This is a genomic window from Salegentibacter sp. UBA1130 (genome assembly GCF_002311535.1).
In the GTDB taxonomy this organism is placed as follows: domain Bacteria; phylum Bacteroidota; class Bacteroidia; order Flavobacteriales; family Flavobacteriaceae; genus Salegentibacter; species Salegentibacter agarivorans.
This window is the reverse complement of sequence record NZ_DCAP01000010.1, coordinates 19,561-38,210: the sequence shown is the minus strand read 5'-3', so window position 1 is coordinate 38,210 and position 18,650 is coordinate 19,561. Positions and strand designations below refer to the sequence as shown.

The following is an 18,650-nucleotide window of genomic DNA, read 5'->3' as shown; positions in this document are numbered from 1 at the left end:
AAATGAAAAATTTATTCAGTTATAGTTATTTATTCCTACTGGTTTTAGGGATGTTTTCCATTGAAACTTATGCTCAACCAGGAAGAAATTTAAAACAGGATTCTACTCTTATAAAGAATACTTTGCCAAGTGGATTTACTTATTATATCAAGGATGTACCGGAGGCAGGGGATAAAATTTTTATGCGATTTTTTGTTAATGCCGGAAATCGTGTAGAAACACCAGGCCAACGTGAGGTTTCTCATGCGATTGAACATTTAGCGTTTAGAGAAACCAAAAACTTTCCGTTAGATTTTCACAATTATACTGAACTTTTTAGAAAAGTTGGAATGAAAGGACTTGCACGGGATATTTATGCTTTTACTGGGACGACGGGTACAGAGTATACCTATAATGCAAACTCTAATTACCCCGAAAGTGTCGATCTTGGAATTCTGTGGTTTGAGGATATTTTAAATGGTTTAGCACTCACCACGGAGGATATCAACATTGAACGGAGGACATTAATACAGGAAAGAGAGGGGAAGTCAGGTATGAAAAGAAGGATCGAACGTACAACCCAAAGTAGACTCTTTGAAAAGTTATTTCCTTGTGAAATTAGTCAGGAGATGTACCGAGAAAAAGTAAATAGTTTCGATGCTGATAGTCTGCGGGCTTATTACCGGGACTGGTACCAACCACAACATGCGGGGCTTGTATTTGTTGGAAATATAGACGATGTTGAAAGTTTAGAAAGAAAAATAAAAGAACGTTTCTCTGGGATAAAAAGCGAAAAAACATCTCTAAAAAAACCTAATTGTAATTCTCAATATTTTGAGCTTCCGCGGCAGTTCGAAATTATTGAACGAACTGCGGATCCAACCGGTCATTATGTAAATAATGAAACGGATATACACTTGTTTTATCGAGATCCATTGGTTTGGTCTAATGAAAACTTTCGGGGTACCAAACAACAAATGTTATGGGAGTTAACAATTAAAGTATTGAGAAATAATCTGCAAGAATTAACCCAATCGTATACGAATAATTTTGATGTGGAAGTGGTTAATACTTTAAAATATAAGAATTTACCAGCTGTAACTTCAGTAAAAATAATATCAGAAGAAAAAAATATAGGCTATGCAACTGCTGAGGTTATGTCCCGAATCAATGAAATTAAAACCTATGGTATTAGTATGCAGGAATGGGAAAATTTAAAAGAGAGCCAAATTGATTATCTGGAATTTGTAGGTAGAAAGCTTGATGAAAACCCTCAATTCTGGATCAATGAAATCAAAGAAAATTTTTGGAATGATCAGTCGCTCTCCCCTGAAAAGTATGAATTATTAAAGTCCTGGATGAAACAATTGACGCTTAAAGATTATAACAAAATTTTAAAAAAAATCTTAGGGGAGATGCCTCAAGATATAGGTGTAATTATTCCCAGGGATGGGAAATTCAGCTATTCCGAGTCAGCGTTTAGATCCTTAATCAAGGAAAATTTAGACAAAGAGGTAGAAAAAAGTATTGTGAAAACACCAGGACAGCTATTGAGCAATGAGGCACTGAAAAATTTAAAAATACCCAATACCTCTTTAGAAGGAACAAAAATAAAGGGAGGAGCGAAGTATATTCTAAATAATGGAGTTCGTATTTATTTAATAGATGATGGGGGCTCTGGGGAGAAAATAAATTTATGGGGTTTTTCTCCAAAAGGTGCTTCTGTTTTACCCGATTCTAAATTATTTACTGCAAGTAAAGCTCCTGAAATGATTAAACATTCTGGAATAGGCAAGTTCAATAAATTTGAAGTTGACAGGTTTCTTGATTCTGTTAGGGATTTAATACAGGTAAGACCTTATATAAATTTTAATGAGAGTGGAATCAAAGGAAAAGCTGACTATCAGAATTCAGAGATCCTTTTACAAATGGTTTATCTTTATTTTTCTGATCCCCGCAAGGATAAAGAGGCTTTTGAGCACTGGAAGCGAAAAGAATTGCAGAATTATTTGTACCCACCATACAGCCTTCCTCAGGCGGATTTTAATAATTTTACGGATCTGTTTTTTGGAGGATCGGAAGCTGATTTTCTTTCAGGTACTAGCCACTTTGAAGGGACAAGAAAGACAAATTTAGATGAAGCTTTTGAATCGTATCAGACCTTATTTAACGATATCACGGATTTCACCTTTATTATCAGTGGTAAATTCGATGAAGAAAGCTTACTGCCGGAAATCCAGAAATACTTGGGAAATCTGAAACCTCTAAAAACTAACGCTCTTGATCTTGTACAAAGAAGCAATAAGAATCAATTTCCTGAGGGGCCAATTTTTGAAAAAATCAATAGATCGGATGACTATGAAATGAAGAATGTAATATACTCCATCAAGTATGTTCAAAAACCGGCGGAATATGACTGGAAAAAGCATCTTCAGGTGCAGTTAATTTCTGAATTGTTATGGGAGATGGCTATTCAATTACGTACTGACCAAGATTTTGCGCTCTATGAAATTTTCAATGGGGGAGACTATAATCACGATCTGTCTCTTTTTAAGGTTTCTTTAAAATTAAGTTGTTTACCGGAGGAGCTGGAGGAAATAAAAATTGCAGCCAGGGAAATTTTTGAAAATATGAAAGAGGGAGATATAGAACAGTATTTGTTTGATAAAGTAATTGATAGGTTAACTGGTTATTATGTAGGTGACGGTCGATATCACAATCCAGAAGAAGAACTACACGATCATTTAAGATTTGGAAATAGTTTAATTGATTTAAAAGAAAAGGAAAACTTCCTTATGAATTATTCTAAGGAGGATCTTGTTGAATTTGCGAATTCTTTTTTGGTAAGGGAGAACCAATATGAATTTGAAATGTAATTTCCAGAAAATAATAACTTAGAATAAAAAAGGGCACCTGTTTCAGGTGCCCTTACAATTTAATTTATGGAAGAACTATATAGTCACCACCACCTTTTTTTACTGAAGAAAGGTTTTGGGCATCATATAGGGTGAAGGGACCTTCTCCGGCCTTTATCACTTGACAGGTCTCTTCTCCCATTCCGCAATCCTGTTCAGGGATTGCTTCCCAGGTTCCATTCCTCTGAATATAATCATTCTGAGGATCAGCTTCCAGTCCAACAGTAGCGAAGGACATTCCTATGGCAAAAATAAATGCCATCATTGGTAATATAAATTTTCTAAGGTTCATAATATTAAGTTTTATGAATTAGAATTATGCCTACTTTCTTTTACAGGTGTTCAGCTCACATTCCTGTTCTTATCGCGATAAAATCTTTTTACTTTTTATAATGGTTAAAAATGAGATTGTCAGAATTAAATTGAATAGATTAAAATAGAGGTAATGTTCCCAGGAGAATTGAGCAATTAATCCTGTACAGCTACAAGGCATTACGTAGGCATTTAGTAGATTCCATATGGAATAGCCCATATAGAGGACGCTTAAAGCAAGAGCGAAATAAATTCCAACAATCCGAGTTTTTTCTATACCTATAAAGGCTGCTATAATAATTTCAATAATTGGAAAGCCTGTGGCCAGAACTGTAGATGTATCTTCTTTTAATAAAAAGGGTTCATTGAGCCATAGATTAACGAAAGAGGGATCCGTTAGTTTCACAATACCTGAAAAGCTAAATAGCAGGATAAAATAGAATACAAGAACCGATAAAAAAAACCCGGGTGATTTATTCGTTTTAAATATTAATTGAATTTCCTTGAAAGCCATTTTTCGTATTTTTGAACTGATATAAAGTTCGTGAAATACTGTTTACCATTAAGTTGGATGTTTGACTGTAAGGTGATTTAGCGGCATTTGGAGGGAGTTATCCCGAAATGTTTTTTAAAAGCACGCGAGAAATGTGCATCACTTTTAAAACCACACAAATCACCAATTTTTGACTGAACTGTATCAGTTCCTTTTAACAGTTCTCTGGCTTTTTCCAATCTTTTAACAAGGTGAAAGCGTGCCATAGTAGAACCATATAAAAGTGGGAAACCACGTTTTAAAAGCGTAGCATTTGTATCCAGATAATTGGTCATATAATCCATTCCTGGGAAAGGCTTATGCAGGTTATCCATCAAATAATGATAAGCTTTTTCTAATAGGTCTTTATTCTTTTTGATGTCAAATTTTAGGTTGGTTGAGCGGGTAAGCTTTTCAAGTCTTAATTTTTTTAATTCTGTGAGGGGAATTTTCCGGACAGAGGACAGTATATAAACATCAGATTTTTTGGATAAAGGGGTTACTTTAGAATCAAGGGTGGCTATTAGGTCATCTTTTAATTTAAAATTGAGGAGAAGTGGTTTTTCAAACTTCCGGGAACTGAAGAATTCCTGGATTTTGTTAACTGAATAATGATCTAAAAATCCATAAAGGTTATTCAAAGCCTCCTGATTAATCAGCATGTCGGGGTAACTATTATAGTCAATTACTTTTAAATTCTGGTCTATTATAAATATTAAATGCTGCAGGTTAGACGTATTATTATCCGGGGAAATATTGGGAAAAACATTTTTCAGTTTACCTCCAAGCATATTTAGAAGGACTGCAATTACCAAATTTTTATCTTTAAAATATTTCGTATTAATCCGTCTGTCATAATCACCGGTAGCAAAAGCAGTGATGAGGCTTGCTATTTGATCCAGTTGTTTATCTTTTTTGTGGTACATATCAATGTCTTTTTGGGTAATTGCTGAGGAATTCTTTAGCCTTCAGCGGATCTTCAAAGAGACGGGTTGGAACGGTAGGAAGACTGGTCTGCAGGTAAAAATCAGCAGTAAACGCAGAATGCGGATATTTAACTAGCAAGGCCACGGCGGTGGCCAGCTCTGAGCCCTCTTTGGCAAGATAGTCCATAGCTGACTTATCGGCCTGTATCACCTCTCTAAGGTCACATAAAACCGGGTAGGATTTAGTGTTCTGTATCGATATGCGGAGTCTTACTAGTTTTTTTGCCATATCCAGAGAAAGATTCTCGATAGGCAAATAAATAAAGTGTAGAATATCCTGTTCGATATAAACTTTTGCATAATCATTATGTGCCGTTTTATTATTCATTCCTGTGCCCGTTTGGATTATGTTAATTTAAATAAATATTCTTGATCCTTAGAGTAAAACATTTTACTCCCAGGCTCATATGGAGTCAATTGACCTCATTTTATTTTGTCTTTTAGGGTCAATATTTGATTAATCAGTGCATTTCGAACATTTAGTAGGTATAAAAAAATCGCTTCTTTCAAAACTTTATTTAGTTTAAAGTCATAAATTTTTAAACAGTGGGGCAATGGCAAAAATTAAACACAATAATTTCCTAGATACTGTGGATGAGGTTATCACAAATGCTAAGGAAGCTGGAGTAGTTCATCTTAATGCGGAGGGCAGAAAATTAAACGGACGAAAAATTACGATTAACGGAAAATCTTCTTACCATTTCGGGACTACCGGTTATCTTGGACTTGAACAGGATGAGCGTTTAAAATCGGCAGGTATCGATGCTATTCGGCAGTATGGAACACAATTTCCTTTATCCAAAACTTATATTTCACATCCTTTATATGCTCCCTTAGAGGATAAACTATTAAGGATGTATGGGCATCCCATTATTATAACTAAAAATAGTACGCTTGGTCATCTAGCAGTAATTCCTACTGCGGTGAGGGAGGGTGATGCAGTTATTTTAGACCACCAGGTACACTGGAGTGTACAAAGTGCGACTGAAGTTTTAAAATCCAGGGGCATACCGGTGAGGATGATCAGACATAGCAATATGGAAATGCTAGAACGCTATATTAAAGATTTAAGGAGTAAAGTTGATAAAATATGGTATATGGCAGATGGGGTATATTCTATGTATGGAGATTACGCCCCTTTAGAAGAATTGATAGAGTTATCCAAAAAGTATCCGCAATTACATCTTTACATTGATGATGTTCATGGAATGAGTTGGAAAGGAAAACACGGTTCGGGTTATGTTATGTCTGTATTAAAAGAACTTCCGCAAAATATATTATTATTCGGCACTTTAAGTAAAACTTTTGGAGCTAGTGGTGCGGTGCTGGTCTGTCCTGATGAAAAATTGCATAAAAAGATCAAAAATTTCGGAGGACCCCTTACATTTTCAGCCCAATTGGAACCGGCTTCAGTTGCTGCGGCAACTGCTTCAGCTGAGATTCATTTATCTCCTGAGATCTATGATTTACAGTCAGATTTAGCGGCTAAAATTAATTATTTCAATCAATTACTTGAGGCATCAGATCTGCCACTGATACATAAAAACGACTCTCCTGTATTTTATATTGGAACGGGCTTACCGGCCACCGGATATAATTTTGTAAGTAAAATGATGACGGCCGGATTTTTTGTAAACCTCGGGCTATTTCCAGCTGTTCCCGTTAAGAATACCGGTGTTAGGATAACTATTTCCAGGCATAATGAACTACAGGATATAAAAGCATTGGTAGATGCGATGAGCTATTACTTTCCCTTAGCTCTGGAAGAAACCCATACAGATCTGTTCAAGATTTATAGATCATTTGGAATGTCGGAACTAGAAATTCCAAAAGGTAATTTTGTAGAAACCCAGGTAAATGAACTTAACCTGAAATATACCAACACTATTCAAAAAATAGATAAGAAAAAGTGGAATTCCAGTTTCGGAGGTAAAGGTACTTTTGACTGGGAAGGGCTTTATTTTTTAGAGAAGGTATTTACTAACAATAACCTTAAAGAACATAATTGGGGTTTTCATTACATTATGATCAAGGATAAAGATGATCATGTGGTGCTAGCAGCCTCCCTCACCAGTGCGCTTTTAAAAAACGATATGCTTTCCAATGTTAATACCTCAAAGGCCATTGAAGAAATTCGCGAACAGGATCCTTATTATATGACCGACATAGTTCTTTCATTAGGTTCGGTTTTTTCAGAAGGTGCGCATTTATTTTCGGATGAAAACCATGCACTGCAGGATCAAGCGATGCGATTATTTATTGAGAAGCTTGAAGAAATAAAAATTAAAGTAGGGGCTAAACTTATTATTTTGAGGGATTTTGAGAAAGCTAATCCATGGAACACCTTCTTTCACGCGCAAGGATTCATTGCTATGGATATGCCTGATGCATGTGAACTTACTAGTCTCAATTGGAGCGATGAAGAATCGTATATAAATAGCCTTAGTAAACGTTCGAGAAAGCACTTTAGAAAAGAAATAAAAGCATTTGAAGATGATTATACAATATCATTAATAAAAGATCCTACCCCAGCTGAAATTGATCACTTCTATTCATTATTTGAACAGGTTTGGAGACACAATCTGGGTATCAATACTTTTAAGTTTCCGAAAAAGTTATTCTTCGAGATGGGCAAAAACCCAAAGTGGGAATTTTTAGTTTTAGGGCTTCGTTCAAATGATACAATCCCTTCAAAACAAGCGATAGGGGTAATGTTCTGCACAAATTCTGAAGGTACGTATATTCCCAGTTTAGTAGGAATGGATTATGATTATAACCAGAAGTTCAACACCTATCGCCAATTACTTTATCAAACAATCAAAAGAGCTAATAATCTAGGCTATTCTAAAGTTGATTTTGGTCTAAGCGCCAGTTTTGAAAAAAGAAAATTAGGAGCAACTTTAATTCCTAAAGTAGCTTATGTCCAGGCCGATGACAATTTCAATCTTGAAGCACTGGATTGGCTAAGAAAAGAATAACAGCCCCTTCTTTGAAGCATATTTTTTAATATTTCTTCCTTAAAAAACCATATTGAAAATAGCGCAGCAACGGTATTATTTGTTTTCCTTTAAAACGCATCTCATGTTCGAGAAAGCAATTTCTATGTTTACTGACCAGGTAAACCGGATCATCACTTCGGAAAGTACATCACTTAAAAAAGCCGAACTGGGGATCCGGCTATGCAACCGTACCCTTTCGGAGCTGCAGCATATGGTAGAAAAAGAGGATTTTGAGGATTCAGCTTCAGAAATCAATTTTTTTAAGAACATCAAACCAATACCGATGAGCTACCTGATCTATTTCACAGAGGTAAGGACCTGCGAGCTCAGTTTACCAAAGGCCGGGGATAATCCAAAGATCAGGTTTTTGGAAAAGGAGGTAAAAAAGATCAACAAATTCTTCTCGGAGACCAGGGATTTTGTGAATTATATGGAACAGTCCCACAAGTATATGGACCCACAATATTTTACCAGAAACAATCTCGACAATTTTCCTTTTGCGCCAACCATTAATTATTACCAATACCCGGAGTTCTCGACCTCTCACGATATGTTATGGGCAATGGTACAGGCGATGTATAAATTCATTCATTATATCCGGGATAAGCTTCAAAAATTACAACCGGGAAATCCTGCGCTTTACTCAGAAAATCAACCAAAGCTTCTACTTTGGTCTGGATCTAAAACTGCTCTAATTGAGGTTGTTTATGCTCTATACGCTGACGGAGCAATAAACCACGGCAATGTTGAAATAAGCACCATTATTTCTGCCTTTGAAGATTTCTTCAATACCAAATTGGATCAGGGTTATAAAACCTATTCAGATATCAAAGCCAGAAAAGGTGATAGGACAAAATATCTGAAACAATTGATATTAAAATTAGAAGCGAAGATGAGACGTGATGATGAAAAGTGATTTTCGAAGTAAAACGTAATTACGTTTTTTATTTATATCGAATTTTTTAGATAAAAGGAAGCAAAAACGGCTTACTTTCTTACTTTCCGGCTATCAAATCAGGTCAAATTGCATCAAAAAATATAAGTGTTAAATTTTCCCGTAACTACGTCTTCCATTGGGAAATATATCCTTCAAAGCAATCCAACTTTGTACTTACGAAAGTCAAACCAGTAGAACCCCATCTCTTAAAAAAAGCATGGGATGGGGCTTTACACAAAACGTAATGCAATGGCAACAAGTATTATTACCACCGAAGATCTGGCAAAATTGAAAAAAGAAATGCTGGTTGAGATCAAAGATCTATTAGTTGAACATGGGAAGATGACTCCTAAAAAGTACCTCAAATCCACAGAGGTACTAAAACTCCTCAAAATTAGTCCGGGAACGCTGCAGGGGCTTCGTGCCAATGGCACATTACCTTATAGCAAGGTTGGAGGTATCATTTTTTATGAAGCCGACAAGATCGCGAAAGTCATGGAAGAGCGAAAGGTTCAACACTAGTTAGCAGTTGTATGAACTATATAAGACTTCTTACCGATGTTTCCGAGAAATTCAAGAGGGATGATCGACTTAATGCGACCCACATTAGTATCTATTACGCACTTTTTCAGTATTGGAATTTGTTCCGCTTCAGAAAACAGTTTTTTGTACAACGAGAGGAAATTATGCAGGCCTCCAAGGTGGGATCTTTAACGACCTACCATCGTTGTATTCGGGAACTCAGCAAGTGGAATTACATCACCTATCTCCCTTCAAAAAATCCCTTAAAGGGCAGCCAAGTGATGATGTCCATTTTTTGGAGTAGTAGTAAACAAGTAATGGATGAGCTGGAAACCAGTGATAAACAGCAGGTAAATGAGTATGATTCCAGTGATGGACGCCTCGGGGATAAGTCTGGGACCAGTAATGAACAAGCGCTGGTATATGAAACAAACAATAGTAAACCTACTAAAGAAACTAAACATACCAGAGATAGGCCCAATGCAGATGAAGTAATTAATTTTTTTAAAGAACAAAAATGGTCTGTTCAGGAAGCCTTGAAATTTTATCATCACTACGAGGCTAATGGATGGAAGGTGGGCGGAAATCTCCCGGTTCAAAATTGGAAATCCCTTGCTCATAGTTGGGTTCTTAAGGCAGAGGAGTTCAAAAAAAATAGTCGTAAGGAAGCTCCTGATTATTTAAAAACCACAAAAAACAAAGATTATGGTCAACCCTTGTGAAATTATTGAAGGAGGCGTAAGCTATCACATCGGAAAAATTAAAGGCAAAAAAGTCTGTTACGATTTCCAGAAAATGTTGGAGTATTTGGAGATCAAGGGGAAGCTTTTATTCAAGGAATTTAGAATTTACTCTGAAGATGAAGCTTTGCTATTTCAGCTCTGTAATTATATGATCGCCGATTTAGAACAATGTGAGAAGTTCCAAATGGATCCAAAGAAGGGCTTGCTTATTAGCGGCCCGGTAGGATGTGGAAAGACCAGTATTTTAAAATTGCTCCGTCACCTGGTTCCTCATCAAAAGGCTTATCAGGTTATCCCCAGCCGGAATATCGTTTTCTCCTTCAATCATTTGGGTTATAAGACCATTGAGGATTATGGGAATTCCGGATACCTGTGTATGGATGATTTGGGGGTGGAACCTATGGGAAGATATTATGGGCAGGAATGTAATGTAGTGGGGGAAATTTTGCTCTCCAGGTATGAGCTTTTCCTAAATCATAACGTCAGGACCCACGCCAGTACCAACCTCATAGCCGAGGAATTGGAGGAGCGCTATGGCAACCGAGTACGTAGCCGTATGCGTAAATTATTTAACCTGGTCAATTTTGATAAGAATTCGGCCGATAAACGCAAATAAATTATGAGAATAGCAAGTTATAATATCCAGAACCTGTTTTTCAGGGATGAGTCACTTCTTGGAACCGGGCACAGTAAAAATTTTATGGACTGGCTGGATGAATTTGAGGCCATATTAAGGAAAGGCTTAAGGCTAAATGAGGATTATCGAAGGCTTAGGGAATTGTCTTTTCTAATGGGGCTTAGTAAAGAACACCCACAAAAATACCTTGTACTTAGAAAACACGGGGACTTTCTACACGGAAAAATAGTGGCCTCAGCCCGGACTTTGGAAAAAGATTTCAAGGCCGGTCATAGCTGGATCAAAATGACCAGCCAGATGATTCCACGAGAATCGGTCATCCATAAAGCTAGAGTGATTAGCGAGATTAACCCTGATGTTCTTCTATTGCAGGAGGTAGAGGATCGCGCCAGCCTGATTAGCTTTAGAGATAAGTATCTGGCTGATTTTAACTACCGGGATTGCTACTATTTTGAAGGAAATTCCAACCAGGGTTTAGGTTTTGGAATATTATTAAGGAAAGGCTATAGCCTTTCGGTATGCCGCAGTTATTGCAACCCAGAAGATTCAGAAGGAAAGCCGCTTTTTGATACCGGCTTGCAAATACTATGGCTAAGGGATCCAAAAAACCAGCTTTTTAGGATACTTCAAACCAATCTCTCCGGGCTGGAGAAAGGGGAGAAAGCTGATCAAAAAAGAAGGAATCAATTGAGCTTTATCAGCAAAGTCTGGGAAGAGCAACTGGATATGTTCCACGATCTTTTAATATGTTGCGGGGGTTTAGGCCGGCCATCTTATTGTGAATCCCTCTCCGAACTTATGATAAAAAAGGAAATCCGCAATATCCTAAAAAGCGGATGTTTCAAGGCAGACCGGGATTATGGAAAGGCCGCCTCCTATTTCAGCCTGGGTGCGTATCAAAAGGGGATCAATCTCCGGGAAACACAATACCTTTTATATAATAACACTCCTTCGGCTGAGCTTTTAAGCTGCGGTCTTAACCGCAGGGGAATCTGGTCAGGTAGAACGCATAACTGGTATTGTTATCCAGGTATAAATAGCGAAGTGGCCCAGGCTGGTATGCATCCTTTGCTGTGGGCAGACTTTTTGTTAACGCCCGGTGACAAATAAATAATTTTACAACACGTTGACTTTTAATACTATAAAAATCAGGAAATTGAAGGTTAAAGTGTTGTTTATTAAATGATTATAATGGGCTTAAGTTTTAGTTTTCCGATGAACTTAAAACTTATACTCTATGAAAAACGTTTTCTACCCCAGCCTTTTTTTGTCCCTTTTCAGTCTTCCGATGTTCGCACAGATCGGAGGGATTGAGCAATCCGTAGCCGATATTTCGGATACCATCCGGGCGGTGTTCCCCATCATCCTGGGTGTTATTTTCCTGGTAGGTTTTCTATTTAATGCCGGGCATTTCTTTGGAGAAAATGCAGACCTTAAAAAAGGCATCACCAGGGTGCTTGTTTTTGTACTTATCGCAGGAGCGGTAGTTGGAATTTTCACTTACCTCATAGGTATGGTAGTCTAATGAAAAGCTACGCGGTATACCGTAATATCCGCAAGAATGCTGTGATCTTCGGGTTGGCTGTTAGCAGTTTTGCGATCCAGATGGCTTCTGTGATCGCATCACTGCTCGTGATCATTTTCGCTTTTAAGCTCTTATTAATGTTAGCGCTGGTGGTGTGGAATTTCGGGTTGTATATCACTTTACTTCGAATACACACTTTGCCATTTACCCAGGTAAGCTCAAGGCTTCCTTCACTTATTTCGAATAAACAAACAGGATTAAGCAAGTACTATGAATATTAATTTACAGAATTATTACCCGATAATTGACCAGCAGGAACACCTGATCTTTCTGGCCAACGGAAATGTTGCTTTGGGTTACGAGCTGGAGCTTCCTGAGATCTTTTCCCTTTCAGAAAAAGCTTATGAAAAATTACACAGCAATTGGTTTCAGGCATTAAAAACACTTCCTACGAATAGTGTTGTCCATAAGCAGGATATCTATCTCAAAAAAGAATTTGAATCTAAGGAACTAGCGGGGGATACCTTTCTCTCCAAAGCAACTCAAAAGCATTTTCAGGGCAGGAAATTATTGGATCATCAAAGCTATATATTCTTCATCTGGCCATTCAACAAATCTTTTTCCCGCCCCAGGATGGCTAATCCATTTGTAAAAGTTCCAAAAAAGCTGCCTGTTAAAATGAATACCGAAACCCGGCAATTTATGGCAGCGGTAAGTGATTCTGTGGGTTATTTGAATAATACCGCAAATATAAGCCTAAAGCCCATTTCAGAGGAAAAGGCCATTACTATTACCAACCAGTATTTCAATGGATTTCATAAAGGAAGTGATACCGATATAAAATTAAAAGACGGGGAACTGCGCATAGGCAGCCAAAGGCTTGGGATACTAGCCATAAACCACGAGTCTTGTTTTGGCCAGGGCGTACAAACCAGCAAACCACATTCCCGCTTTACTTCGGATGAGATCAGTTTTCATAAGGGGTTTTTGGATGATTTTGGTTTGGAATTATATGAAGATCATATTGTCAATCAGGTGTTTTTTTTGGATGAGCGTTCCAGGTGGATTACCATCTTAAATAAAAAACGCGAGGAGCTATTAAAGAGTGTAAATTTTGGTACCCAAAATAAGATTTGTTTATCACAGATCGAGGAAATTCTAGAGACTATCGGGAAGGATGAGCAGTCCCGAATTGTAAGGGGACAGGTAAACATTCTATTTTCCGGCAAAGATCAAAAAGAACTAAGCCGGATAAGTTCCACGATCAAAAGTGGTTTTAAGGAATTGGATATAAAACCTTATGAACCGGCCGGGTCTTTATTATACCAGTATTTTTTAAATAGTTATTTCGGACATAGTCCGGCATTTTCTAATGAGGATCTCTATGTGACCGATCTTAAGCACGCTTTATGTTTATGGATCAATAATACCGGTTATCGCAGCGATGAGGAAGGTGTTCTCTTTAATGAACGTTTATTTAATTCTCCGGTCATTAAGGATGTCTGGGATAGTGATAAAAAACGGATAAAAGCCAGGAATTTCGCCATTTTCGCTCCCACAGGAGAGGGTAAATCTTTTCTGGCTAATAACATTTTACGACAGTTTTTTGAAGCAGGCACCCGTCTGGTTATCATCGACCTTGGTGGATCTTATTCTAAATTCGCTAAACTCTATCCAAAGGATCATATTATCCTGCGTTATGAGCACGGAAAGAATTTAGGGATCAATCCTTTTTATATAACAAACCCAGATGACCTGAGCCCGGAGCGGATTGAAGACCTGTGTGGTTTTTTGATGGAGCTCTATGCTTCCGGACTCAAGGTCGCCAAAGAGGGACAGGTGGCTATAAAAAAGATTCTTCGATTTTATTATGAGCAGGAGTCCGGTCCTTATTCTCTGGAAGGTTTTTACCGGTTTGTAGCTACAAACCAGGAGACTTTTGAATCTAGTCTTGGCATTGGGAAAGATTATTTTGACACCGTGCAATTCCTTCACATCATGTCAGAATATGTTGGTAGGGGAATGTATGGTTTTCTCTTCGAGTCCAGTGAAGACCAGGCTTATAAATTGGAGGACAAACGCCTGATCATCTTTGAATTGGACGAGGTAAGGGATAATAGGGAAATCCTTTCGGTCATGCTCAAATTAATTAAATCGGCGGTACAACGTACGATTTGGAAAAATCCCGGAGAACGGGGCATTATTCTATTCGACGAGTTTGCCAAGCAGCTTAAGTTCGACAATGTTTTGGAAAGTGTGGAATTCTATTACCAGGCTATTCGCAAACAGGAGGGAGCTATTGGAATCATCTTACAGTCGATAAATCAACTTCCAGAAAATGCTACGGCAGCTAGTATTCTTGAAAATACTCAGGTTATTTATAGCCTTCATAATGAAAAGGGATATAAGGATCTTGTTCGCAGGCTTAACCTAAGTGCCCATGACTTAAACCAGCTACATTCCATTCGCAATGATCTAAAAGGTAAACGTAAGTATACCGAGATCTTTATCAAGATAGGCAAAGAGTCCAATATTTTCCGATTGGAGGTGCCCCCGGAAGTATACGCTGCCTATCTCACTGATGGAAAGGAGAATCAGGCTATTCTAGAAATTTATGAACGGACAAAAAATATGGAAGCAGCCATCTTAGAATTTTTAACCACTAAAACAGAATAATCATGAAAAAAAGAAAAAAACTTAGAACATTTGCCTTTGCATTGACCCTATTTTTATTATTGCCTGCAGGCGCTGCCTGCCAGGGGATGCCTGTGTATGATAATACCAATTTTTTGGCCCTTGGGCAATCCCTTATCGAATCGGCTAAGCAAACCTCGGAACTTTTAAAAACCGCCCGGTTTTTAAAAGAACAAAAGGAGCGTATAGAAAAAGTAAATGCAGTGATCAAACAGCTTAGAACGGTCCGGGAGATCGTGGAAAATAACCAAAGCTTATACGAAACCGTTAGGAGTGACTTAAGAGAGATTATTTCCTCACCATATATCAGCCCGGAGGAAGTGGACCGTATTAGCGAGTCCTTTAACAGCCTTATGGAAAATGCTCTGGAGGACCTGGATTTTATGCAGCAATTACTCACTAGTGATATCCTGAATATGGATGATGCACAACGTTTGGAAGTACTGGAGAACCAGCGGATGCGATCCCGTGAGGTTATCCGGGAGATCGGTTTAAAAAAGCAACGTTACGAGATCCTAATTGAGTTCAGGCGTATCAAGGAGGAAATTAATCGGCGACAAGCCCAATATTAAGAATCATGGATCTGGGTCTGGAATATGTAGATGCGGTATTTACTACCATCAAAGAAACTGAGTTCTCTCAGTATACCATTACGGGAATGAAGGCACTTGCGGTATTCCTTTTTCTGGTAAATATTATAAAGAAATACCACGAAGGAGCTGTGGCCAGGGACGGATATACCTGGGGACTGAGTCCTTCGGAGCTTATCAAAAATTTTATGGTGGTGCTGCTGGTTATTTTTTCGGACCAGATCCTGGCTGCTTTTGATGGTATTCTGGTAGGTATTGAATCTAACTTCAGGGATACAGCGCCTGCTCTTATTCCTTTACAGTTACAGGATGTAGAGATCGACCGAGATGTAGGTTTACTGGAGGCAGGGAGCAAAGCTTTAAGTTTACTTTTCGAATATCTGGTTACCCCGTTTTATGCTTTAAAAATGATCGCCTTTATTTTAGGCCTATTTCTCTGGATCATGGATCTGTTTATATATCCGTTATTTCTGGCGGAGCGTTTTTTTATTCTGGGCTTGATGCAGGTGTTTTTTCCGCTGGTGATCAGTTTATCCGTGTTCGAGAAATTTCGTGAGATGGGCTACCGGTTTTTCAAACTTTATGCAGCGGTTTATATGATCGTACCGGCTTTCTTTCTGGTCAATATTTTTATCAACCAACTCTACCTGGCGATCAATACTGAATTCTGGCCTGGTCTAATCGGCAGTAATGGGGAAGATAGCATACTGGCCCCGGTCATCCAGTTAGGCTCGGTAGCTTTTATCGTATTATTAAAATTCAAGCTCTACCACAGAGCCATTACTTTCACCTTCCGAATCTTTTCCACTTAAATCTTAAGCTATGAAAACACCTTATACCCATATTTACAAAGTCTTACGTCTTAACCGTTTTATAGTACTTAGCGTTTTGTTGATGGCTTTTTTCAGTAGTATGATCTCTCTATATCAGGTTCGTCAGGTACAGCAGGATTTTTTGAATAAGGCTTTTGCCATTAGTCCGGATGGAGGTATACTTCCTCTAGAAATGGTAAGTCAAAAAGACCAGTTAGCGGTGGAGGTCAAATCTCATTTAGATCAGTTTCACCGATATTTCTATGATCTAAATACCAGTAATTATAAAGAAAACATAGCAAAAGCCTTATGGCTCGGCAACAGTTCTGTAGATCAGGTGTACCGTCAGAAAAAGGCAGATGGGGTTTACAATCGTTTGTTGCAGTATTCCCTAGTACAAAGGGTGACTAAAATAGAATCTACGGTGAACCTGGCGCAAGCGCCTTATACATTCGAGGTGACTACCTGGTTTGAGATCAATCGGGGGAGTTCCACGGAAAAATACCAGTTAGTGACCAGTGGAGAGCTCATAAGGGTAGACCGTAGTTTTCCAAATAATCCACACGGGTTGCTGATCACTAATTTTTTTGAAAACCAATTAATAAAACAACGTGATGAATATTGATAGAAAAAAAGCTGTTTTTATAGGAGTAGTCGTATTAATAACCTGCTTTATTGTGGCTTACGGCTTTTGGGGGATGGAGACTGATGAGAAGATGACGGAAAAGAAAATTAGCAATCCGGATGTGCCGGCATTAATTGGGGAGTCTGAGGAATATCAAAGTCGAATGGAGGCTGTGAACCAGTTGCGGGAAGAACGCGATCGGGTTCCGCCAAGTTTATATCCAGATATGGACTTCGAGGCATACGAACCTTACGACCCTTATCTGGGAGAAAATGAAAAGACCAAGCTAATGGACAGCATATTAAAGAGTGGTCCGGAGCCTGATGAATATCATTTTGAACCTGTCACATCCTCCTTTAAGGAAAAAGATACATCAGGTATTACGAGTGTCATCAAATCAACTAATTCACCTGACCATATTCCAGGGGAGGGGCATCTGGAATTTTTCTTTGTTTCAAAAGACCAAAAAAGCATATCTCTGGAAGATAGCTCTGCAAGATTTCGGGTTAGTGTAAATGGGGATCAGGTTGTACGAAAGGATGAACGTTTAGAACTTAGAACAATTGACCCTATAAAGATCGGAAAAGACAGCCTTGCTTCCAATAGTCTTATTTATGCCAGGTCTGGTTTTAGAGCTAATCGCTTATTACTTGAACTTACAGGAAATTCCATACCGGGAGGGAAATTGGTAGCTTATGATCTAACTGATGGACTTGAGGGAATCTATATAGAAAACTCTTTTAGGAGCCAGGCAACCACCGAGGTGCTGGATGATGTTATTCAGGATATTAATATTTCGGGAGTTCCCCAGGTTAGGGGATTGAAAGCAATTTTTCAGCGGGATAACCGCAATGTAAAAGTCAAAGTTTTACATCAACATCAATTAATCTTAAAACCGGCATTATGAAAAATCTAGTACTATTTTATTTATTGTCATTGCTACCCGGGCTACTCACAGCCCAATCGGGAACTATATACTGTAATGAATTTCAAAATACAGTAGTCATAAGCCCGGAGCCTATCGTGCAAGCCGTCACTGGTTCGGAGTCTTTTGTTTTTACCTATGACAAAACAAAGCCTGATATTCTGGGCTTGTTACAGGGGACCCCTGGGTACCAGAGCAATTTAGTTTTAAGGACCCTGGACGGGGAGATCTATACATACACCTTAAAATACAGTGATAGTCTAAGCGATTATTCCTTTCAAATAAAGAGGGTAGACAAGATCAGGTTAAAAGATTCCAGTGCTATCGAATCAAAGCCACTTCCTGAAAAAAGCGCAGAAATTAAAGATAGAAAAGAAACCTATTATCAGAAACTTTCAGCTTATTTCGCGTCGAAAACTAAAAAGCGCTTAGCGATAAAAAGGAAAGCAGGAATACGCATCGAGGTATTAGGAATGCAGCATCATCGGGATGAAGTATATATAACATATCGCATAAAAAACCGGTCGAATATTAGTTTGGAGATCGGGGATTTAGCTCTTTTTAAGATACAGGGCAAAAAATCAAGAAGAAGTTCTTATCAAAAAATTCAGTTTGAACCAGTCTATAGGAAAGAAGTTCCTAAAGCGGTAGCGGTCGGAGAGGTGCAGGAATTTAGCGTTGTTTATTCAAAATTCAGTTTAGGAGAACATCAAGAACTTCATTTGGAACTCATTGAAAAACGAGGCTCAAGGTTTTTTGAGCTTTCATTTTAAAACTCAGAGATTTAATTTACCTGTGTTTTCTTTTTAGATTTTTTCAGGAATAAATTCAATCCTAAATTTTGAATTTTCTATAAAAAGAAATGGATGTCTTTATTGACATCCATTTCCTTCTAATTTAGCTAAGACAATTTTAAA

18 protein-coding genes are annotated in these 18,650 nt (G+C 38.0%); 14 read left to right on the top strand and 4 right to left on the bottom strand.

Translation table 11 applies throughout. From position 1 onward, the window contains the following. The first annotated feature begins 2 nt into the window (after positions 1–2). The gene (locus B4F31_RS03270) at positions 3–2,855 is read left to right on the top strand and encodes a M16 family metallopeptidase (RefSeq protein ID WP_286760599.1); all 2,853 of its coding nucleotides are present in this window, start codon (positions 3–5) and stop codon (positions 2,853–2,855) included. A gap of 64 nt (positions 2,856–2,919) precedes the next feature. On the opposite strand, the gene B4F31_RS03265 is transcribed toward B4F31_RS03270, so the two are convergent. From B4F31_RS03265 to B4F31_RS03250, 4 genes are all read right to left on the bottom strand, one after another. Further along, on the bottom strand, positions 2,920–3,186 hold the full coding sequence (locus tag B4F31_RS03265; RefSeq protein ID WP_286760598.1) for a DUF6520 family protein: 267 nt from the start codon (positions 3,184–3,186) through the stop codon (positions 2,920–2,922). 69 nt (positions 3,187–3,255) lie between these two features. Next, positions 3,256–3,720 carry a MauE/DoxX family redox-associated membrane protein gene (locus B4F31_RS03260; RefSeq protein WP_286760597.1) on the bottom strand — a complete coding sequence of 155 codons (465 nt, stop codon included), beginning with the start codon at positions 3,718–3,720 and terminating at the stop codon, positions 3,256–3,258. Positions 3,721–3,797: 77 nt separating this feature from the next. After that, on the bottom strand, positions 3,798–4,664 hold the full coding sequence (locus tag B4F31_RS03255; protein ID WP_286760596.1) for an AraC family transcriptional regulator: 867 nt from the start codon (positions 4,662–4,664) through the stop codon (positions 3,798–3,800). A gap of 1 nt (position 4,665) precedes the next feature. Next, positions 4,666–5,052 (bottom strand): hypothetical protein, encoded by a 387-nt coding sequence (locus B4F31_RS03250; RefSeq protein WP_286760595.1) that lies wholly within the window; start codon positions 5,050–5,052, stop codon positions 4,666–4,668. Between the two features lie 226 nt (positions 5,053–5,278). Between B4F31_RS03250 and B4F31_RS03245 the strand changes: the two genes are divergently transcribed. The 13 genes from B4F31_RS03245 to B4F31_RS03185 all read left to right on the top strand — a co-directional run bounded on the left by B4F31_RS03245 (position 5,279) and on the right by B4F31_RS03185 (position 18,506). Next, the gene (locus B4F31_RS03245) at positions 5,279–7,702 is read left to right on the top strand and encodes a bifunctional aminotransferase class I/II-fold pyridoxal phosphate-dependent enzyme/GNAT family N-acetyltransferase (RefSeq protein WP_286760594.1); all 2,424 of its coding nucleotides are present in this window, start codon (positions 5,279–5,281) and stop codon (positions 7,700–7,702) included. Positions 7,703–7,805: 103 nt separating this feature from the next. Next, on the top strand, positions 7,806–8,639 hold the full coding sequence (locus tag B4F31_RS03240) for an RteC domain-containing protein (RefSeq protein WP_286760593.1): 834 nt from the start codon (positions 7,806–7,808) through the stop codon (positions 8,637–8,639). A gap of 270 nt (positions 8,640–8,909) precedes the next feature. Further along, complete coding sequence (locus B4F31_RS03235) at positions 8,910–9,182, top strand: helix-turn-helix domain-containing protein (RefSeq protein WP_286760592.1); 273 nt, start codon at positions 8,910–8,912, stop codon at positions 9,180–9,182. A 164-nt stretch (positions 9,183–9,346) separates the two neighbouring features. Beyond that, complete coding sequence (locus B4F31_RS03230) at positions 9,347–9,904, top strand: hypothetical protein (RefSeq protein ID WP_286760591.1); 558 nt, start codon at positions 9,347–9,349, stop codon at positions 9,902–9,904. After that, on the top strand, positions 9,888–10,541 hold the full coding sequence (locus B4F31_RS03225) for an ATPase (protein WP_286760590.1): 654 nt from the start codon (positions 9,888–9,890) through the stop codon (positions 10,539–10,541). Before B4F31_RS03230 ends, B4F31_RS03225 begins: the two co-directional genes overlap by 17 nt. A 3-nt stretch (positions 10,542–10,544) precedes the next feature. Continuing rightward, positions 10,545–11,672 carry a hypothetical protein gene (locus B4F31_RS03220; protein WP_286760589.1) on the top strand — a complete coding sequence of 376 codons (1,128 nt, stop codon included), beginning with the start codon at positions 10,545–10,547 and terminating at the stop codon, positions 11,670–11,672. Between the two features lie 127 nt (positions 11,673–11,799). Then, a complete protein-coding gene (locus tag B4F31_RS03215; RefSeq protein ID WP_286760588.1) occupies positions 11,800–12,087 on the top strand; it encodes a hypothetical protein in 288 nt (95 codons plus the stop codon). A gap of 270 nt (positions 12,088–12,357) precedes the next feature. Then, positions 12,358–14,763, top strand: coding sequence for a TraG family conjugative transposon ATPase (locus B4F31_RS03210; protein ID WP_286760587.1), 2,406 nt, complete (start codon positions 12,358–12,360; stop codon positions 14,761–14,763). A gap of 2 nt (positions 14,764–14,765) precedes the next feature. Next, positions 14,766–15,353: a conjugal transfer protein gene (locus B4F31_RS03205; protein WP_286760586.1), complete on the top strand. Its 588-nt coding sequence runs from the start codon at positions 14,766–14,768 to the stop codon at positions 15,351–15,353. Between the two features lie 5 nt (positions 15,354–15,358). Continuing rightward, entirely contained in the window at positions 15,359–16,183 is an 825-nt protein-coding gene (locus B4F31_RS03200) for a hypothetical protein (RefSeq protein ID WP_286760585.1), read from the top strand. Positions 16,184–16,193: 10 nt separating this feature from the next. Further along, complete coding sequence (locus tag B4F31_RS03195; protein ID WP_286760584.1) at positions 16,194–16,808, top strand: conjugal transfer protein TraK; 615 nt, start codon at positions 16,194–16,196, stop codon at positions 16,806–16,808. Then, complete coding sequence (gene traM, locus B4F31_RS03190) at positions 16,798–17,715, top strand: conjugative transposon protein TraM (RefSeq protein ID WP_286760583.1); 918 nt, start codon at positions 16,798–16,800, stop codon at positions 17,713–17,715. Before B4F31_RS03195 ends, traM begins: the two co-directional genes overlap by 11 nt. Beyond that, positions 17,712–18,506, top strand: coding sequence for a DUF4138 domain-containing protein (locus tag B4F31_RS03185; RefSeq protein ID WP_286760582.1), 795 nt, complete (start codon positions 17,712–17,714; stop codon positions 18,504–18,506). Before traM ends, B4F31_RS03185 begins: the two co-directional genes overlap by 4 nt. The last annotated feature ends 144 nt before the right edge of the window (positions 18,507–18,650 follow it).

What these genes read in the sequence shown, in the direction of transcription:
- B4F31_RS03270 (WP_286760599.1), top strand. Translation starts at nt 3, where the DNA reads ATGAAAAATTTATTCAGTTATAGTTATTTATTCCTACTGGTTTTAGGG.
- B4F31_RS03265 (WP_286760598.1), bottom strand. Translation starts at nt 3,186, where the DNA reads ATGAACCTTAGAAAATTTATATTACCAATGATGGCATTTATTTTTGCC.
- B4F31_RS03260 (WP_286760597.1), bottom strand. Translation starts at nt 3,720, where the DNA reads ATGGCTTTCAAGGAAATTCAATTAATATTTAAAACGAATAAATCACCC.
- B4F31_RS03255 (WP_286760596.1), bottom strand. Translation starts at nt 4,664, where the DNA reads ATGTACCACAAAAAAGATAAACAACTGGATCAAATAGCAAGCCTCATC.
- B4F31_RS03250 (WP_286760595.1), bottom strand. Translation starts at nt 5,052, where the DNA reads ATGAATAATAAAACGGCACATAATGATTATGCAAAAGTTTATATCGAA.
- B4F31_RS03245 (WP_286760594.1), top strand. Translation starts at nt 5,279, where the DNA reads ATGGCAAAAATTAAACACAATAATTTCCTAGATACTGTGGATGAGGTT.
- B4F31_RS03240 (WP_286760593.1), top strand. Translation starts at nt 7,806, where the DNA reads ATGTTCGAGAAAGCAATTTCTATGTTTACTGACCAGGTAAACCGGATC.
- B4F31_RS03235 (WP_286760592.1), top strand. Translation starts at nt 8,910, where the DNA reads ATGGCAACAAGTATTATTACCACCGAAGATCTGGCAAAATTGAAAAAA.
- B4F31_RS03230 (WP_286760591.1), top strand. Translation starts at nt 9,347, where the DNA reads ATGCAGGCCTCCAAGGTGGGATCTTTAACGACCTACCATCGTTGTATT.
- B4F31_RS03225 (WP_286760590.1), top strand. Translation starts at nt 9,888, where the DNA reads ATGGTCAACCCTTGTGAAATTATTGAAGGAGGCGTAAGCTATCACATC.
- B4F31_RS03220 (WP_286760589.1), top strand. Translation starts at nt 10,545, where the DNA reads ATGAGAATAGCAAGTTATAATATCCAGAACCTGTTTTTCAGGGATGAG.
- B4F31_RS03215 (WP_286760588.1), top strand. Translation starts at nt 11,800, where the DNA reads ATGAAAAACGTTTTCTACCCCAGCCTTTTTTTGTCCCTTTTCAGTCTT.
- B4F31_RS03210 (WP_286760587.1), top strand. Translation starts at nt 12,358, where the DNA reads ATGAATATTAATTTACAGAATTATTACCCGATAATTGACCAGCAGGAA.
- B4F31_RS03205 (WP_286760586.1), top strand. Translation starts at nt 14,766, where the DNA reads ATGAAAAAAAGAAAAAAACTTAGAACATTTGCCTTTGCATTGACCCTA.
- B4F31_RS03200 (WP_286760585.1), top strand. Translation starts at nt 15,359, where the DNA reads ATGGATCTGGGTCTGGAATATGTAGATGCGGTATTTACTACCATCAAA.
- B4F31_RS03195 (WP_286760584.1), top strand. Translation starts at nt 16,194, where the DNA reads ATGAAAACACCTTATACCCATATTTACAAAGTCTTACGTCTTAACCGT.
- traM (WP_286760583.1), top strand. Translation starts at nt 16,798, where the DNA reads ATGAATATTGATAGAAAAAAAGCTGTTTTTATAGGAGTAGTCGTATTA.
- B4F31_RS03185 (WP_286760582.1), top strand. Translation starts at nt 17,712, where the DNA reads ATGAAAAATCTAGTACTATTTTATTTATTGTCATTGCTACCCGGGCTA.